The sequence below is a fragment of the Lentibacillus kimchii genome, from assembly GCF_055381965.1.
On the sequence record NZ_AP043934.1, the window covers coordinates 2,196,661 to 2,215,356 of the forward strand.

At 44.0% G+C, this 18,696-nt stretch carries 17 protein-coding genes and 1 pseudogene; 8 read left to right on the top strand and 10 right to left on the bottom strand.

The annotated features are described in order from the left end of the window. Positions 1–94: 94 nt before the first annotated feature. The 4 genes and pseudogenes from ACZ444_RS11655 to ACZ444_RS11670 form a co-directional block, all read left to right on the top strand. Positions 95–760, top strand: a pseudogene (locus ACZ444_RS11655) (Na+ dependent nucleoside transporter N-terminal domain-containing protein); the annotation flags it as partial. A gap of 120 nt (positions 761–880) precedes the next feature. Then, complete coding sequence (locus ACZ444_RS11660) at positions 881–1,810, top strand: nucleoside hydrolase (RefSeq protein WP_382358960.1); 930 nt, start codon at positions 881–883, stop codon at positions 1,808–1,810. Positions 1,811–2,045: 235 nt separating this feature from the next. After that, positions 2,046–2,885: a YitT family protein gene (locus ACZ444_RS11665; protein WP_382358958.1), complete on the top strand. Its 840-nt coding sequence runs from the start codon at positions 2,046–2,048 to the stop codon at positions 2,883–2,885. 134 nt (positions 2,886–3,019) lie between these two features. Then, entirely contained in the window at positions 3,020–4,213 is a 1,194-nt protein-coding gene (locus ACZ444_RS11670) for a DUF4317 domain-containing protein (RefSeq protein WP_382358956.1), read from the top strand. 91 nt (positions 4,214–4,304) lie between these two features. Here ACZ444_RS11670 and ACZ444_RS11675 read toward each other — a convergent pair whose 3' ends face one another. Next, positions 4,305–4,499: a YwbE family protein gene (locus ACZ444_RS11675; protein WP_382358954.1), complete on the bottom strand. Its 195-nt coding sequence runs from the start codon at positions 4,497–4,499 to the stop codon at positions 4,305–4,307. Between the two features lie 382 nt (positions 4,500–4,881). On the opposite strand from ACZ444_RS11675, the gene qoxA reads away from it, so the two are divergent. From qoxA to qoxD, 4 genes are read left to right on the top strand one after another with little or no spacing between them, the layout of a single operon-like run. Beyond that, entirely contained in the window at positions 4,882–5,838 is a 957-nt protein-coding gene (gene qoxA / locus ACZ444_RS11680) for a cytochrome aa3 quinol oxidase subunit II (protein ID WP_382358952.1), read from the top strand. Between the two features lie 23 nt (positions 5,839–5,861). Continuing rightward, complete coding sequence (gene qoxB, locus ACZ444_RS11685; protein WP_382358950.1) at positions 5,862–7,796, top strand: cytochrome aa3 quinol oxidase subunit I; 1,935 nt, start codon at positions 5,862–5,864, stop codon at positions 7,794–7,796. 1 nt (position 7,797) lies between these two features. Then, on the top strand, positions 7,798–8,403 hold the full coding sequence (gene qoxC, locus ACZ444_RS11690) for a cytochrome aa3 quinol oxidase subunit III (RefSeq protein ID WP_382358948.1): 606 nt from the start codon (positions 7,798–7,800) through the stop codon (positions 8,401–8,403). A 1-nt stretch (position 8,404) separates the two neighbouring features. Then, positions 8,405–8,698 (top strand): cytochrome aa3 quinol oxidase subunit IV, encoded by a 294-nt coding sequence (gene qoxD, locus ACZ444_RS11695; RefSeq protein ID WP_382358946.1) that lies wholly within the window; start codon positions 8,405–8,407, stop codon positions 8,696–8,698. Positions 8,699–8,783: 85 nt separating this feature from the next. Here qoxD and ACZ444_RS11700 read toward each other — a convergent pair whose 3' ends face one another. The 9 genes from ACZ444_RS11700 to ACZ444_RS11740 form a co-directional block, all read right to left on the bottom strand. Next, positions 8,784–9,068: a hypothetical protein gene (locus ACZ444_RS11700; RefSeq protein ID WP_382358944.1), complete on the bottom strand. Its 285-nt coding sequence runs from the start codon at positions 9,066–9,068 to the stop codon at positions 8,784–8,786. A gap of 251 nt (positions 9,069–9,319) precedes the next feature. Continuing rightward, positions 9,320–10,849 carry an APC family permease gene (locus ACZ444_RS11705; RefSeq protein ID WP_382358942.1) on the bottom strand — a complete coding sequence of 510 codons (1,530 nt, stop codon included), beginning with the start codon at positions 10,847–10,849 and terminating at the stop codon, positions 9,320–9,322. 213 nt (positions 10,850–11,062) lie between these two features. Further along, positions 11,063–12,844 carry a sulfoacetaldehyde acetyltransferase gene (gene xsc, locus ACZ444_RS11710; RefSeq protein ID WP_382358940.1) on the bottom strand — a complete coding sequence of 594 codons (1,782 nt, stop codon included), beginning with the start codon at positions 12,842–12,844 and terminating at the stop codon, positions 11,063–11,065. Between the two features lie 51 nt (positions 12,845–12,895). Further along, positions 12,896–13,804: a selenium metabolism-associated LysR family transcriptional regulator gene (locus ACZ444_RS11715; RefSeq protein ID WP_382358938.1), complete on the bottom strand. Its 909-nt coding sequence runs from the start codon at positions 13,802–13,804 to the stop codon at positions 12,896–12,898. 49 nt (positions 13,805–13,853) lie between these two features. After that, on the bottom strand, positions 13,854–15,209 hold the full coding sequence (locus ACZ444_RS11720) for an aminotransferase (RefSeq protein WP_382358936.1): 1,356 nt from the start codon (positions 15,207–15,209) through the stop codon (positions 13,854–13,856). Between the two features lie 469 nt (positions 15,210–15,678). Further along, positions 15,679–16,401 carry a GntR family transcriptional regulator gene (locus ACZ444_RS11725; RefSeq protein ID WP_382358932.1) on the bottom strand — a complete coding sequence of 241 codons (723 nt, stop codon included), beginning with the start codon at positions 16,399–16,401 and terminating at the stop codon, positions 15,679–15,681. 194 nt (positions 16,402–16,595) lie between these two features. Beyond that, positions 16,596–17,294, bottom strand: a complete 699-nt coding sequence (locus ACZ444_RS11730; RefSeq protein ID WP_382358930.1) for an amino acid ABC transporter permease — start codon at positions 17,292–17,294, stop codon at positions 16,596–16,598. Further along, positions 17,294–18,103, bottom strand: coding sequence for a transporter substrate-binding domain-containing protein (locus tag ACZ444_RS11735; RefSeq protein WP_464433310.1), 810 nt, complete (start codon positions 18,101–18,103; stop codon positions 17,294–17,296). Before ACZ444_RS11735 ends, ACZ444_RS11730 begins: the two co-directional genes overlap by 1 nt. Positions 18,104–18,342: 239 nt before the next feature. Beyond that, positions 18,343–18,624, bottom strand: a complete 282-nt coding sequence (locus tag ACZ444_RS11740) for a sulfite exporter TauE/SafE family protein (RefSeq protein ID WP_382358926.1) — start codon at positions 18,622–18,624, stop codon at positions 18,343–18,345. Between the last annotated feature and the right edge of the window lie 72 nt (positions 18,625–18,696).

The following is an 18,696-nucleotide window of genomic DNA, read 5'->3' on the forward strand; positions in this document are numbered from 1 at the left end:
TAATATCGATAAAATAGAATGGAATACCGTATTTCTATTTTATCGATATTTCGCCATCTAAGATGAAAGCGTTAACATTCAAGGAGGACAAAAAATGAATGTTGTATTCCTTATAACCGGATTATTATTAGTGTTTGGCCTTGGCTATTTGTTCAGTAATGACAGAAAGCATATCAAATATAAACGCATAGGCCTCATGCTGGTCATACAGCTGATTCTGGTTTTCACGCTGATGAACACAACGGCCGGATTAACGATTGTCAAAAATATCGGGAAATTTTTCGAAGGGCTGATGTCGATTGCCGATGCCGGTATCAATTTTGTCCTTGGCGGTATTGTCAATGAAGGCGAGGATCCATTCATCTTCTCAGCTCTTCTCCCGCTCGTGTTTATTTCGGTCTTAATCGGTATCCTTAATCATTTCAAAATACTCCCTGTCATTATTAAATATGTAGGGCTTATTATAAGCAAACTAACAGGTATGGGGAAATTGGAAAGCTATTTCGCTGTATCCACTGCCGCACTCGGACAGCCGGAGGTATTCTTGACAGTTAAGAACCAGATTCCTAAGCTGGGTCAGAAACGTTTATACACCATTTGCACGTCAGCAATGAGTGCCGTCAGTATGGCCATGGTTGGATCTTATATGACAATGCTGGAACCGAAATATGTCGTAACAGCCGTTGCTTTGAATATATTCAGTGCACTCATTGTCGCTAATATTATTAACCCTTATGATCTGTCAGACGAAGAGGACCTTGTGCAAACGGATGATCAAGAACGCGTTCCTTTCTTTCAATGAAGTTATTACTGGGAGCTACCTTGGCTTCTATCATTTCAGGAACGATGATGGGACTCGTTATGTAAAGGAGGAAACATGATGACAACGAAAAAAATAATTATGGACGGTGACCCGGGTCACGATGATGCGATCGCCATTATTTTAGCTGCAGCCCGGCCGGAATTGGATATTATTGGCATAACAACCGTTTCCGGAAACGCGGACATTGACAATACAACACGGAATGCCCTGAAAATTTGTGACCTTGTCGGACTGAACGATGTGATCGTATCCCAGGGTGCAAGCAAGCCACTCGTTCGTTTACGCGAAACAGCGCCTTCTATTCACGGCGATTCCGGTTTGGACGGTCCTGATCTTCCCGAACCAAGCCGTTCATGGTCACATGAGCATGGTGCCGATACAATCAGCCGGTTGGCGCGGGAAGCAGCAGAGCCTGTCACACTTCTGGCGACAGGGCCTTTGACCAATGTCGCGCTCGCTTTAGCGAAAACGCCAGGCATTCAAGCAAATATTAATGAGATTGTACTCATGGGCGGTGGTACCAGCGGAAACTGGACACCGACAGCTGAATTCAATATCTGGGCAGATCCTGAGGCAGCCAGAAGCGTATTCGAAAGCGGCATCCCTATCACTGTCATGGGATTGGATATCACGCATCAGGCACTTGCGACCCCTGAGGTTATTAAGCAGATCAACAGCATTGACAACAATGTGGCTCAAGTTGTTGGAGAATTATTAGACTTTTTCACGTCGACCTATCAGGAAACGTTCAATTTCAAAAGTGCTCCCGTGCACGATGTGCTGACTGCTGCCTACTGTGTGGCGCCTGAACTGTTTACCATGCAAGATGTCAACATCGCCGTGGAAACAAAAGGTGAATTCACGGCTGGTACAACAGCAGTCGACCTCCAAGGTGTGACCGGCCGGGAAACCAATGCCAAATTTGGCACCGAACTGGACGTGGATGGCTTTTGGACCTTAATGATTAATGCACTTAAGACCTATTAGATGCGGTTTATACCCCTTTCTGCTTCGGCAGTCAAGGGGTTTTTGTTATACAGTTGCCGTCAGTTCCCTGATTTCAAGCTCATTCACGTTAAAATCTTGCATCAGCCAACAAGAAAATGTAGACTCTTTATGGATTTAATCATGCATTTGTTTGATTTATTTAAAACAAATGTATGATCGGTTTGGCATCAATCAATAAACCGTTTTACTGAAACCATCTAAGGGAGGAATGAGAATGCGGCTCGTCAAAGATCTGGTGTTCATTATCGCTGGGACGCTCATGTATGCCCTGGCACTTACACTTCTGGCTATTCCCAACAATCTGGCTGATGGCGGTTTGACCGGAATTTCCGTCATTGTGCACTATGCATTCGGCTGGTCACCGGGTATCGTTAACTTCATTTTAGCAGCTATTATTATTCTGATTGGTTATCGCGTTTTACCGAGACGATCCGTGATGCTAACGGTGATCACATCGCCCCTCATCTCGCTTTTTCTTTATTTGACAGAGGGCTTGGGTGAGTCATTGGGCGACCCGCTTGTATCAGCCATTTTCGCCGGTTTATTTATTGGCATCGGCACCGGGCTGATATTCCGGACCGGCAGCTCCATGGGCGGGACAAGCGTCATCGCCAGAATGCTTCACCATAACCTGGACTGGGATCTGACACGGACGAATTTTGTCCTGGATATCATCGTTGTCGCAGCAGGCTTATTTATCATTGGGCCGCTTAACACGATGTATACCATTATATCGCTATTCGTTGGTAAAAAAGCGACGGATCTTATTATTGAAGGGCTTGATACCCGCAAAGCTGTCAGTGTCATTTCCAGCCGTGCTCCAGCTATAACAGATGAAGTCGTGCAGCACATGGATACCAGCGCTACCGTATTTGAAGGGTATGGCGGTTATTTAAAAGAGCATTCTGACATGGCTTACATTATTATCAGCAAGTATCAGATTATGAGACTCAAACGGCTCATTAATTCGGTTGATGATCGGGCATTTGTGGTGATTCATGACGTGCGTGATGTGTTCGGCGGCAGTTTCTCCTGGCCAGCGAAAAAATCCTGAACACGTACAGGAATCAGCCCCTTTTAAATAGCGTACGTACGGATGTCTTAAATTAAATCAGGATAAAGCCAGGAAAATAGATGCCACCTATGATAAAATAAAGGCTATATCAGTGACTTAGGAGAATCGTCAAAATGGATAAACAAGATATAGCAACTATTCGCAAACAATTTAAGATTAATAATGACCAATTAAAAATACGTGACATTTTTAACGTTTACATCCTGAAGGAATCAAGCGAGATTTACCATTATCAAAGCACCCCTTTTGACCTGCTGGAAGAAGAGCAGAAAATGCTGTTTATGGAGAACTTTAAAAAGGTTCTGACCGGTCAGCTCGACGAAAAATTGTTCGAATTAAAATTCCAGCAGCAAGCCGAAAACAGCAGCCAGCTCATCCTGCACCAGGGACTGCTGACCGATGATACTGAAGCATGGAAGGAGCAAATGCTCAAACTCGTGGAAAAAATGCTGAAGGACAGACAATATGACATGGATATTGTTATCACGTTCATTCGCGGTGAATACATGAAACCAACGAAGCGTGCGAGCGAGGAATCAGAAGAAAGTCAGTGGGATACCGTATACGCTAATCCATTTATATTGTGCAGTATGAATAAAACAGAGGAGCCGAAGAAAGAATTACTATTTGATTATGTCGAAAAAGCATTTAAATATAATATTGTCGTCGATCCCGTGATTAATTTGAAATCACCACTATCCGGCTTTCTTTTCCCTTCAATTACGGATAACGCCGTCGATGTTAACCATGTTCTTTACGCCTCAGGCAAAAAGAACGAGCCGGATTATCACTTTATTGAGAACGTCTTAAATGCTGAGGAAATCATGACCGCCGCACAGGACAAGCTCGTATTTGAGGAGATTGTAAAAAATGCAGCCGGTGAGCAAGCGATCACAACATCCACGCTCTCCAATGTTTACGATGAAATCCACCGGGTAACCGAAGAAAACGACGAAGACGAGACACCCAAGCTGGATTATAAAGACGTGGAACAGGTTTTGCAGCACAGCGGCCTTGAAGATATCAATACTGAAAAGGTTGAATCCGCTTTTAAAACGGTCATAGATGATACGTCCTATGAGTTTAAAGCACCGAACGTCATACCGAAATATTCTTCCAAGTCCATTAAAATTGAAACGAAACTGGCGGATATTGCTATTAAACCAGAGGACTTGCGCTATGTACGCCAGGTCCACTTCGATAATAAACGGTATCTCATGATGGAAGTCGAAGAAAATACAGTAATTGAAGGCTTTGAAATGATCCCCGAAGCTTTATTCCAGCAAGCACCAGACAATAAGGAATGATAAGACCTGATCCTGGCATGGACAGCTAATAAAATGCGGCACCGGATTCATCATTTGAATCCGGTGCCGCATTTAAAGGGCTTCCTTTGACTTAGCTCACGATTTCCTTCACGCGTCCGACCACGCCATCCTCCAGCTTAACCTTGATCCCATGAGGATGAGTGGCTGAATTTGTCAGCAGCTTGTCGACGACGCCCCTTGTTAATTTTCCGGTACGCTGGTCCTGTTTTTGGACTACCTTTACTGTTTGGCCGATTTTCACATGGGCCCGATTGGTTCCAGACATTGTTAATTAACTCCTTATTTTATCGTCAGACGCGTTTATCCTAAGCATAACACCAAACAATGACCTGCCGCCATCAATACGTGATCCGCCTTCACCTGGCATAATCGCTCCCCATTCTGACCAAAATAGAATTAATCTGCATAAACCACTTATACGTTCTTAATTTTGTTTGTCGCAAATTTATTCACTATTTAAGCATATGGCCAGTTTTTTCCTTAAAAGTGAACATTTTTTGAGTAAAACGTTACAAAAAGCGAAACATTTTATTGTAATTTAATGAAGCTGCTGGTAAAAAGCCATTGGTCTGTTATAATTTTTATTGACGAACGGATTAATAAATAGCTGGCTGTTCAATGCCAGTTTATTATGGAGGGATTGCCTCATGAGAAACAGCGGAAAATATTCAATCAAATGGATCCTGCTTCTCTTCATTCCGCTTCTCCTGATGCTTAGCGGGTGCAGTGATCTGACCGTTATGAATCCAAAGGGACCGGTCGGTGAGCAGCAGAAGGATCTGATCGTTTATTCCCTCTACTTTATGTTGGGGATTGTCGTTGTGGTATTTGTGCTATTTGCCTATATAGTGATTAAATATCGTGACAAACCAGGTCGGGACCCGAAAGACTACAAGCCGGAGATGCATGGGAATACCTTGATCGAGACAATTTGGACCATTATCCCGGTTATTATTATCGTATCGCTGGCCATTCCGACGGTCACTACGCTGTACGATTTGGAAAAATCGCCAGGATCAACGGCCACTGGGGCGCCAACTGAAGCTAAGGCAGAAAATCCACTCGTCATTTATGCCTCGGCTGCTGATTGGAAGTGGTTCTTCAGTTATCCGGAACAAGGGATAGAAACCGTTGACTATCTGCACATACCGAAGGATCGGGCTATTGAATTCCGCTTGTCATCAGCGGGCTCCATGTCAGCATTATGGATCCCAGCATTAGGTGGTCAGAAATACAACATGGCGGGCATGGAGACAACACTTTTTCTGCAGGCTGATGAAACTGGCGTTTACCAGGGCCGCAACTCCAACTTTAACGGAGAAGGCTTTACTGAACAGACATTTAAAGTTCATGCTGAATCACAGGATAACTTTAATGAATGGGTGAAAAACGTTCAGGATTCAGCGCCTGAGCTGACACAAAATGAGTATGACAACTTATTAGAACCAAGTGTTTTGGATAATACGAGGGAATTTTCATCAACACATCTGCAGTGGGTTGATCATGGAACCATGAAAGGCAGTGACTATTCGATTGAACGGCATAGAGATGAATACAAGGATGACCTCGGTCTTGAAAATAGCAAGAATCATCATCACGATTAATTAAGAAAAGAAGGTGGACATTTATGCAGCTTGATGATTTCTTTGTGACCGGTGAACCCCTCGTCTATGGGGCTATGGTTTCCATCGCGCTCGTAACGATTGCTGTCATTTTCCTGCTGACCTATTTTAAAAAATGGGGATGGTTATGGCGCGAGTGGTTAACCACCGTTGATCATAAGAAAATCGGAATTATGTATATTCTAAGTGCATTGGCCATGCTGTTCCGCGGTGGCGTTGATGCTTTAATGATGCGGATACAGCTTGCCTTTCCAGGTATGAATTTTCTGGATGCCGAGCACTATGATGAAATATTCACAACGCACGGCACTGTTATGATCTTTTTCATGGCCATGCCCTTTCTGATTGGCCTTATGAATATTGTCGTGCCGCAGCAGATTGGGGCGCGTGACTTTGCACTTCCATTTGTAAACGCGCTGAGTTTCTGGGCATTCTTCTTCGGTGCCATGCTATTTAACATTTCATTTGTTATCGGAGGTTCGCCTGATGCTGGCTGGACAAGTTATACACCGCTTGCAGGCGCTGCTATGAGTCCAGGACCTGGTGAAAACTTCTACTTGCTTGGCCTGCAGTTATCCGGTATCGGAACACTTGCAACAGGTATCAATCTGATGGTAACGATTCTGAAGATGCGGGCACCAGGCATGAAAATGTTTAAAATGCCAATATTTACGTGGTCAACTTTGATCACTTCGTTTATTATTGTATTTGCTTTTCCGATCTTAACAGTCGCACTGGCGCTGTTAACGATTGACCGTATTTTCGGGTCACAGTTCTTCACATTGGCCGGTGAAGGAATGCCGATGATGTGGGTGAACTTATTCTGGATGTGGGGACACCCCGAGGTTTATATCGTTGTTCTCCCAGCATTCGGTATCTTTTCCGAAGTAATCGCGACGTTTGCCCGGAAACAATTATTCGGCTACAGTGTTATGGTCTGGTCGATCATCCTGATTGCCGGTCTGAGCTTTTTAGTCTGGGCGCACCACTTCTTTACGATGGGTGCAGGCGCATTCGTCAACTCGATCTTTTCGGTATCAACCATGGCGATTGCAATACCAACCGGCGTGAAGATATTCAACTGGCTGGCAACCCTGTATAAATCAAAAATACGCATGACGGTTCCTATGATGTGGTCACTGGCGTTTATCCCAAGCTTTGTCATGGGCGGTGTTACAGGCGTTATGCTTGGCATGGCAGCAGCTGATAAACAATTCCATAACTCGTATTTCCTGATCGCTCACTTCCACTATGTGCTGATTGCAGGTACTGTATTCGCCTGCTTTGCCGGACTGGTTTACTGGTATCCTAAAATGTTCGGCCACAGGATGAACGAAGCTCTTGGAAAGGTTGCTTTTTGGTTCTTTGTCATTGGCTTTCACATCTGTTTCCTGCCACAGTACTTCCTGGGACTCAACGGAATGCCACGCAGGGTATTCCACATCATTCCAGAATGGTTTGACTTGAATGTGGTCTCAACGATCGGCGCCTTTGGCATGGGCATTGGTTTTGCAGTATTTGTCTACAATGTCTATTACAGCTATCGGTACAGTGAACGTGAGACAACCGGCGACCCTTGGGATGGCAGAACGCTTGAATGGGCTACGCCAAATCCGGTCCCTGCATACAACTTTGCTATTGTGCCAGAAGTCGATTCACTGGATGCCTACTGGGTTATGAAACAAAGAGGCGAATCTGTCTATGATGAATCCAAGGTTGAATCGCTTCATATGCCAGATAAAAGCGCAAAACCATTTATAATGATGGGTATATTAGCTATCGCCAGCTTCTGCCTTATCTTTGAATGGATATGGCCAGCCATTATCGGTTTGATCGGCGGCATTGTCGTGATGATTATCCGTTCCTTTGATAAAGATGAAGGTTATCACATCAGCAGGGACGAGATCATCGAGACGGAACGCTCGTCAAGGGGGTTATAATATGAGTACAGAAAAAACCAATGCTAAACCGCTGGAGCACCAGACCGAAAAAGGTGAGCTAAGCATTGTCGGTTTCTGGATCTTCTTGGCAGCGGAAATTGCGTTATTCGGGACACTGTTTGCCACATACACAGTCCTGTTCGGCCGGACAGCAGATGCAGCATCACCCGCTGACATGTTCGAGCCGGGCAGTGTCCTGGTGATGACCTTCATTCTGCTTTTGAGCAGTTTTACATCTGGGCTTGCCATTCATGAGATGCGCCGCGGGTCATCTAAAGGACTGATCATATGGCTCGCTATCACGCTGGTTCTGGGTCTCAGTTTTCTGGGTTTGGAAGTTAACGAATTTATACACTACACCCAGGAAGGCGTAACATTGCAGTCAGCTGCCTTTTGGTCGGCCTTCTTTGTCCTGACAGGAACACACGGCATTCACGTAACATTTGGCGCCGGCTGGGGCATTCTGCTTTTGATTCAGTCAGCTCTGCAGGGTGTTACAGCCACGACCAGCAGAAAGGTCTTTATTTTCAGTTTGTACTGGCACTTTTTAGACGTCGTATGGATTTTCATTTTCACAGGCGTTTATCTGATTGGGATGGTGGTATAATATGGAAAACAAATCCAAAAAAATACCGTATCAGCAAATTATAGGCTTTGTTCTGTCGCTCGTGCTGACAGTACTTGCAGCTTGGACAGCACTAGGGTCCAGCTTACCGGTTAAATGGATTATCATCGCCATTTTTGTCATGGCCATTTTACAGGCAATCATACAGCTGTTTATGTTCATGCACATAACAGAACAGAGCAATGGGAACACCCCATGGAATATGATGTTCCACGCGGCCGTCATAGCTGTTGTCCTGATCGGCGGTTCGCTGCTTACGATGTCATTTGGTTTCTAAAGTGGAAATCGAAAACAGAACCATAAAGAACCTCTTTCCAGAATTCTTCAGGAAAGAGGTTCTTTATATATTAGGAGATGTTTATTTAGTCAAAAACTTCTTTGGATCGATAATTAGTGGTGTATTGCTTCGAATCTTCGACAATGCGGATGATAAACTGTACCCAGGCTACTTCTGCTAAAATTAAACTTCCGTAAAACGTCAGCCACGTGATGGAAAAAGCACTCGGAGCTGCGAAAAACATTGCCTCTATAACGTAAAACCACATTCCAATTAGAAGCATCGATTGCACACCCACGAGCAGATATTTTTTAAGATACAGAAACATAAATGGTGTAACCGATGCTAACAGCATAAAAGAAACATCCATTTTAACCATCTCCAATTAATGTGATGTAAGCGATTTCTACAATTAGTATAACAAATTGACTCACATTTGTCACACATTTTTCACATTTTATTTAAAAATATTTATTGACATTGTCAAACCACTTACATTTTATATTATGGCTTGATGAGCTAAAAACAAACACATTTCTTATAATCGACTGCCGCTGCCACCACAAAAAACAGGGACTCAGGGCGCTGATAGCCGTATCCCTGCCATTGTCAAGTCATCATTCATTCATATTTACCCTTCATGTTGTCAGCAGATGGATCCTCATCAGTGGCACTGACTTCTTCTGTATCATTCGGACTGGTATTTTCTGAATGATGACCTAAAATCAGATGCTCCATTTCCTGGTACTCAATTTTATTGAACTCAGGAGCCTTATACAAATAAAAGACCGTTCCGAGAGCAAGCCAAATAACTAGCGCAATCAATGATGGTATCCCCATAAACGCTGGTGACGCCGGGATAAGCAGTAGCAGAAGAAAAGCAAAGCCGATCAGCGCACCCGCTAAACTAAACACTTTCTTAAACGGGGCAGCCACGGAGGGAAGCGTTCTAAACTGATCACTGAGCGATGTCTCATTAGACCATTTAAACATTTTAAAGGCCGTAACACATGTGTAGATATACGCAATGGTAACGCCGACTGATGACATATCAACAATCCAATTTAAAACTTCCCGGCCAAACCACGGTGATATCAAACATACAATAGATGTAAACATAATACCTGCATACGGTGTTCCGTACTTCGGATGCAATTTCGCGAAGATCCCAGGTATAATTTTGGCACGACCCATAGCGAACAGCAGACGACTGCTTGACAAGTAAAAGCCATTCAAACCAGTGCAGACACCCATGACTAAGGCAACGGCTAAAATGATCAGGCCGAAATCTCCAAATAAGTCAACCATGGCATCGCCTGTCCCCCACTGCAAGCCTGTCATACTCTGCCACGGATCTGCCAGGGATGTTGCCATAATCATCGCCATATAGACAATCCCAGCGAAAAAAAGTGCTAAAATAATCAGGGTGAAGCCTTTTTTAGCCGGAAAATTAAATTCCTCTGCCGCTTGGGGAATACTGTCAAAACCGACAAAAGCCCACGGCGCAATCGCTACTATCACAACGATGCTGGACCAGATCGATGTATCAGGTTTAAACAAGGGCTCCATACCACTGAAAGATGTGGACGGATGAAAAATAGCACCAATACTTAGAATAGCAATACCCAGAAGCATACAGATAACAAATACAAACTGGACACGTCCCGACACGCCTGTTCCGCGTATATTCGTATAAGCAAACAGAATCAGGGCTGCACTTGTGATAAGGATTTCCATCAGGTATACATCATAACCAGCTACACTGTAGAGATACCCCTGTTCCGCAATAAACGGAAAGATGTAGCGCACAGCAAGTGATAATGCCGTTGCATTTAAAGCAACAATGCAGATATACCCTAACGCTAAAAACCACCCAGCCACATAAGCATGATTACGATTAAAGCCTAAAAAAGCATAGGCAAATTCACCGCCGGACACAGGGAAATGTTTTATCAAAAAACCGTAACTGACTGCTATAATCATCATTAAAACCGCACCGATGCCAAAACCAATCATAGCTCCCAGCGGTCCGGAGTCTTCCATCCATACAGACGGCTGCACAAACGCACCCCAGCCAATCGCCGATCCTAATGCAATCGCCCAGACCCACTGGGGTTTTAGCGTTCTTGAGAGTTGTCCCCTTTGTTCCATTACAAAATGTTCCTCCTCTGAGCTTTCTGTTTAACACAAGACTCCTATATAAGTCAGAATTAAGTACGGGTTCTCATTATGACTCTGACTGGCTTGAACTATACCTTCGTGGCCAAAAGACTGTTTCCCTTTCGCTTGGTAACGATTACAATAACTTATTTTTAAAAAATCTCTCTGTCAGCACAGACCGACAGAGAGATTTTCCGCCAAAAATTACTTATTGCCCCACTGACTGTAGTCGAGATGTTTATACTTATCAAGTATACGTGTCGGCATATTCAAGGCATCTTTACGGAATGGCGGAGCAAGTTGCGTCCCATCAACATAGATGTTCAAGACAGCTGGTCTCCGCTGCTTCAGAGCCTCTTCAATCGCAGGGACAATATCTTCTGGTTTGTCAATGCTGTAGGCGAGTGCCCCCATAGCCTTTGCAACATCAGCAAATTCCGGGCCCTTGATATTCGAACCAACATAACGGTCATCAAAGAAATCGACCTGGTTTTTCTTCTCAGCTGCCCATGCCTGATTGTTGAATACGCAGGCAACAACCGGAATGTCCTGTTCGACAGCTGTACTGACTTCATGCAGACTCATACCCCAAGCACCATCACCGACAACGGCAAATACGGGGGCATCCGGTTCAGCTCTTTGAGCGCCCAATGCTGCAGGATAGGCAAATCCGGTATTGCCATATGTCAATGCTGCAATGTGACGACGCGGCTGTGTAAATTTCAAGTAGCCATTTGCAGTTGATGAGACGTTACCAATATCAGATGAGACAATGGCATTTTCAGGCAGTGCCTTCGTCATTTCCAGAAGCGCACGACGCGGGTTAATGGGAATACCATCTTCCATCGCCATATCAACCAGCTCTTGATCCCAGTCCTCTTTGCGTTTAGCTACTGCCTTCATCCGCTCGTCGTCTTTTTGCGGTGAAGGAAGAGCCGTCTGCAGCTGCTGATAAATTTCTTCACTGGCAGCCTTCGCATCGCCGACAATACCTACTTCAACCGGATGTGTCCGTCCGATTTGGCGCGGATTAATATCGATTTGAATGATTTTCGCGTTTTTCGGGAAATAATCAATATCGTAACAAGGCAATGTACCGAACTGGGATAAACGTGTACCGATTGCCAGCACAACATCGGCTTCTTCCAGCGTATACATAGCAGCTTTTGACCCCATATAACCGATTGGACCAACTGCGAGCGGATGATCGGCCGGGAAGGAATCATTATGCATATAGGCATTTGCCGCCGGAGCCGACAGATATTCAGCAAGTTTCACAACGGTGTCATTACCTCCAGCATCAACAGTGCCGCGGCCGGAGATAATGGTAGGGTTTTTAGCGTTTTTCAGCAAGTCCACAGCACGTTCAATGGCCTTAGCATCACCGCTCCCCCGTTTTTCGGCACGGTACTGATGCGGTTCCAGAATATAGTCTTCCATTTCCCCGTAGAACATATCCCGCGGAATATCAAACAAGACCGGTCCGCGCTCTGCATAAGCAATTCGGAAAGCTGTCCGCAGACGTTCAGCAGCACGGCTTGCATGGGTGACGGTAACTGTTTCTAATGTGATATCCTCAAAGATCGATACCTGATCGGCTTCCTGGAATCCGTCGAGTCCCTTAGCAGGATTACCAGCAGATGGTGAGATCACAACCAGCGGACTGTGTGCCTGATAAGCGGCAGCAACTGACGTGACCATGTTCGATATTCCCGGGCCATTCTGACCGACAATGACACCAGCCTTGCCTGAGACACGCTCCTGTGCATCAGCCATATGTCCGGCCGACTGCTCATGACGTACAGGCAGGAAACGGATGCCGGCAGTTGGGAATAAATCAAGCATATCCATGAATGCCGAACCAACAATGCCGTAAACTTCTTTTATATCTTCCTGAACGAGCGTTTCCACAATTGCCTCACTCGGCGTCATCTTCTGCTTCTGCTGCTGAACTGCCTGCTGCACTTCTTCTTTTTGTTTGACCATGAGTCTATACCTCCTCGGCATAATAATTAACTTAAAATGTGACAGTGTATGTCAGTGAACCGGCATTGTCTCCCAAGCCATTCCTCTCAGCGATTCAAGAAAACGTTCAGATACTGTTTTTAAAACCTGTTTCTGCCTGCAAGCAATATAAAAATGCCGGTTCAATTTAAGACCATTAATCCTGTAAGCTTCTAAAAGCGCTAATTCACGCTCTTTTTGAATAGCTTTTTTTGATATAAAGGAAACACCTAATCCGGACTCCACAACGCGTTTAACAGCTTCGGTACTGCCGAGTTCCATAACAATATCCAAATCATCTTCAGACAATCCCGCCTGCTGTAAATAGTACTTCAGCACTTCCCGCGTTCCTGATCCCCCCTCTCGAAGGATAATAGGTGTCTCCTCTATCTGCTCCAGCGTGATCGTATCCTCGTCTGTTATAAAATCAGGAGGCGCAATCAACACCAGTTCATCCTCTAAAAACGACTCCATCTGGATGCTCTCATCCTCAATCGGCGTTTCAATTAAACCGACATCAATCACCTGATCCTTGATCCGCTCAACAGTCTGTGTGGAATTAGCGATGCTGACCTGAATCTGGATTAAAGGATAAGCTTCGTTAAAGCGCTTCAAAAATTCCGGTAAAAAATACTCACCAATTGTCAGACTGCATCCCATCTTTAGATCACCGCAAGCATGATCTTCCATTTGCGAAATTTCTTTGTGTGCGGCATCATTCATCTGTACAATATCCCTGGCATAATCCAGTAATACCTTGGCGGCCTGTGTCATTTCGACTTTTTTGGTTGTACGCTCAAACAATCTGGTATCCAGCTCATCTTCAAGAGCTTTTACCTGTGACGTGATTGTCGGCTGCGTGACAAACAACCGCTTGGCCGCTTCGGAAAAACTGCTTTTTTCCGCTACTGTGATAAACGTTTTTAATCGTTCATAATTCACGCCTCAACACCGCCAATCCAGCATATTAGTGTCAGCATCCGGCATAGCGCTACATGCTGTGGATAACTGAATTGACTGTGTCGACAATAAAATCTAAATCGTCTTCTGTGCTGGTCAGTGGCGGTGCAATCATGATAATATTATTGCCGCCTGGGACCGTATCACCATTTTTGCCGATAATTAAGCCTTTTGCTTTACAGCCAGCAACAATCTCACCTATTTTCGCTTCTGACAGCGGCTCTTTCGTGTCTTTGTCTTCAACCATTTCCAGACCGATAAAGAAGCCTTTTTGCCGGACTTCGCCGACGTTTTTATGCTCAGTCAAATCATGCAGTGCCTCAAGTTTTGTCTGACTAAGCTGTCTGACCCGATTAATAATATCCTCTTCTTCAATAATGCGGATATTTTCCAGCGCAACGACACAGGCTGCAGGATGACCGCCATAAGTTGATACGTGCCGGAAGTGACTGTCTTTGCCTTCTTGTTTAAATGCATAAAAAACGTCCTCTTTGACTGAAGTCGCTGCCAGTGGCATGTAGCCGCTTGTCAGTCCTTTAGCCATCGTCACAATATCCGGAGTGACGCCATTTGCATGTTTAAACCCGAACATTTCACCTGTACGTCCCAGGCCGGAAACCACTTCATCCATAATGAGAAGAACCTGATGTTCCTTGCATATCTCTGCCACCCGCTCAACATATTTCATGGATGGGATAATAACACCACCGCCTGAAATGATTGGTTCCATGATGACAGCAGCAACCGTTTCTTCCCCTTCCCAGATAATTTTCTCTTTCAGTTCTTCAGCTGCGGCAAGATCTTTCTCTTCCGCTGTTCCGCTGTAAAGTGACCGGTAGCTGTAAGGAGGTGCCACATGCATGAAACCTGGCGCACCTGGATCGTATTTAACCCGGCGATTTGCCTGAGCGGTCGCACTCATAGCACCCATCGTTGAACCATGATAGGCCCGGTATCTGCCAATAAATTTATATTTAGTCGGATTTCCTGTCTGAATATGATACTGCCGTGCGATTTTAAATGCCGTTTCATTCGCCTCTGAGCCACTGTTGGAGAAAAACGTTTGGTATTGGGCTCCGAGGAGTTCGCTAAGCTTATTAGCCAGCTGGATGGCCGGCTTATGGTTCATCGTCAGCGGAAAATAAGCTAGTTTTTTCAGCTGATTAGCCGCTGCATCAGCGATATCTTCACGCCCATAGCCCACATTCAGACACCATAATCCAGAAACGCCATCTAAATACTGATCACCATTTTCATCCTTAAACCAGGACCCCTTACCCGATTCAGCAACCATTGCCTTAGCTTCCGGATCATATTTGTGCATGGCATTCCAGAGATGTGAGTCCTCTGCTGCAGAAACACGATTAACCTCTTTTTCCGTTTTCATGATTCCATCCCCCTTTATCACTGAATAATGGCCGAAATGGATTGAATACTTACTTTATCAGCAGGTTCTGTCTGCGCAATCGCAACGCTTTAGTAACCGCTTTCATTTCAGCTGCTATTCTGTGTTTAAATCACAGTCACCCCTTTGCAACAGCGGTACGCCAAGCGGTGTTAATTAACTTTCCGCATAGCACCACTGAGCACAGAAACACTTTCAATCGCCTTTAAATAAGCCCCTAAACCAGCTAGACCAGTGAACGTTGTGACGTCCGGACCAGTTAGTTGATTTATCTTCAGTATATTCTCAAAAGACAATGAACGCAATAAGTTTTGTGAAATTTCCGTCATTAAGGATTTGAATAACAATTATAATCTTTCTTTATTAATTGAAGTGTATATGACGGATCTTTTAACGACTAAGCGGCATACGGAGGAACAAATGAAGTGGGATTAAGAACAGACGCCCGGATTCAGCCAAATTTTCGTGATAAATTAATCGTAAACTGATACATATCACTCCGGTAATAGGCCTTCTCCAGTTCAATAATCTGATCATCATGATCCTTAATAAGCCGTTCAGCAATTAAACCAGAAGAACCGGCAGGAATATGTAAATGTTTCGCGTTTTCTTCAGGAATTAGCCCACCGCCAATCGTCTGACTCGCTTCCGCAAACCAGATACCCAGCTCATTCTCCTCAAATTCATACAGAGATATGTCATCTAAATCATACTGCACGAGCGCCTCACCAATGGACAGCGGAAAGTAGTGGCATTCAACACCTATCGGAATACTATCGGCATAACGGACCCGCTTAATAAAATAAGCCTCTGCAAAACCTGTCCGCTCCTGAATCGTTAAAGACGGCGTCACCTTATAATAGGTTACCAGTTTTGCTCCAGGCTCCATCCCCATTTGTCTGATGGTGTCAGTCGTGCTCACGAGGTTGCCCAGCCACTCGTTGATTGACTTAAGAGAAACAAAAGTCCCGGTTCCATGGCGTTTTTCCAGAACACCCTCACGGACAAGCCAGTGAATCGCTTCACGCACTGTACTTCGGCTTACATGATAAGTTTCCATGAATTCACGTTCACTCGGGATTTGTCCTGCCAGCTCCCCAGTTTCAATCTGTTTCTCAATAACCTCCTTCAATTGGCTATGTAACGGCATCGGACTCTTATAATCAAGCTGCACAGTGAAAACTCCTTTAATATGCAGTATAGTCCAGTTTCTCGTTCTGTTAGTGTATCTAATTTTTCTGAATTGAATTAATACAATATACTAACATAATATAGAGGTATGCCGCAATGACTCCCGGTTCCACTGCACTAGTTTACAGGGAGATTAAGTCTGTGCAATATAAACAGGTAACATAGTTGCAATCATCATCAGGGCTCCAAATACCGGTTGAATCGCTTTTCCAGTCGTTCCTGCAAAGCAGATATAATAATACAAATAGGCCAGTAAATAAGAGCAACAAGAATATACATGGTCATCGAATCATATGTGCGCCCTGCAACAATTTGCGCCTTCTGAAACAGTTCTGGAACTGTAATAACGGCTGCCAGTGACGTTGCCTTCACCAGATCCAAATAAACATTGGTCAGAGGCGGAATAGCGATTCGGGTCGCTTGCGGCAAAATAATCTTTCGCATTGTCTGCCAATACCCAAGATTAAGGGCCTTAGCCGATTCCCATTGTCCTTTATCGACACTGCTTAGTGATGAACGGTTAATTTCCGCGATATAACCAGCACTATTTAAGCCAAACGCCAACGAAGCAGCTAAAAATGCGGAAAGTTCAATACCGATAACCGGCAGTCCTGCATACAGTATAAACAAAAATACAAGTATAGGCGTCCCGCGCATAAACGATATATAGAGTCGCGACGGCCACCTTAAGACAGTCCGATTCGAGCCGCGACCCAAAGCCAAAAAGAAACCCAGAACTAAACCAATTGCCATTCCAATAAATGATACGATTAATGTAGCTGGTACACCTTCTAAAAGAAATGGCAGACTATCCCATGCTAAATGCCAATCAAACAATTTATCCAACTGAACTTGATCCATTTCTAAGTCAAACATTAATCAATATCCTCAATTGTTCGTATATTTTCCTCCGGCTTCTCTGATACATCTTCTCCAGCAAAAAATTCTTCAGACAGTTTAGTAAGGGTCCCGTCTTGTTTCATATCTGTTAGAGAACCATTGATTTTTTCTTTTAGTCTATCAGCATTCTTTTCAATAACAGCATGCTGATTAGACCGGTAAAATTTTAAATCTGGCTGAATCGTGACATCCAAATCGGGAAGTGCTTTTAGAGCCAGCATTTGTAAGTAATAATCATTAATCACAACATCCGTTCTGCCATTCTCAACATCTCTTAAATAAACATCATTCGTAACGTTTCCATATGTTTTCACTTCCGCACCGAATTTACGGGCAATATCGCTGTATACTGTTGTCGCAGCACCACCTGCAATTTTTCCATCCAAGTCTTCAAGCGATGTAAAATCATCTACCTCATCTTCACGTACAACCATGGTTGCATATGAATATTTGTACGGTTTACTATACGAAAACTTTTTCTTAGTATTGCCCCTTAACCCGGCCGGTGCAACATCAATTCGGCCTGACTGCAAGGCAGCAAACATTTCGTCAAAGCCAAGTTCCTCAAACTGAACATTTAGATCCAACCGATTGCCAACTTCTTTCATTATTTCTACATCATAACCAGTTAACTCATCGGAGTTTTCCGGGTAATAGGAAGAAGGATACAGCGTTCCGGGAGTTCCGACAACCAGTTTCCCTTCTTCTTTTATTTGGTCCCATGTATCATCTTTAGCATTATTACTTGTCTGACCACAGCCCCCTAATACAAATATGAAACACATAACAACAACTAATAAATCCCCTCTTAACCGCAACTTTCTCCCCCGCTTTTAAATACGTATTATAAAAATTAACACGAATATTGTAATGGCTTTCTGTCACTAAAGCAAGACGCGTATCATTGGTTGCTAACAACTTTAAAGACTATACGCGATAAAAACAGGCTATGACTGGAACAAAGCTCTCGGTGTGTTACTGACGATGGCTATTCTATCCAAAATACATGCGAAAGCCAATAAAATTAATAGAATGGACAGCATTTTGCATAATAATCCCCCATACGCTGGGCCAGTTTCATGCCAAGCTTAGAGCCAATAATGATACCAATTGCCCCCCATAAAATAGCCATCCAGTCGATTTTATCATAAAAAAACTGGGATACAACGCCATAGGAAGAGTAAAGGCATAATGAGAAAATGGAAGTTGCTATTGCTAAATGGGCAGGGAACTTAAATATATAAATCAGAATTGGTACAAGAAGCCATACACCGCCAATACCAAAATAATTGGATAATATACCCATACAAATAAAGTTATACATCAATTGCAATGTATATAAGCAACACAAAAACCCCTATTTCAACCATAAAAAAGA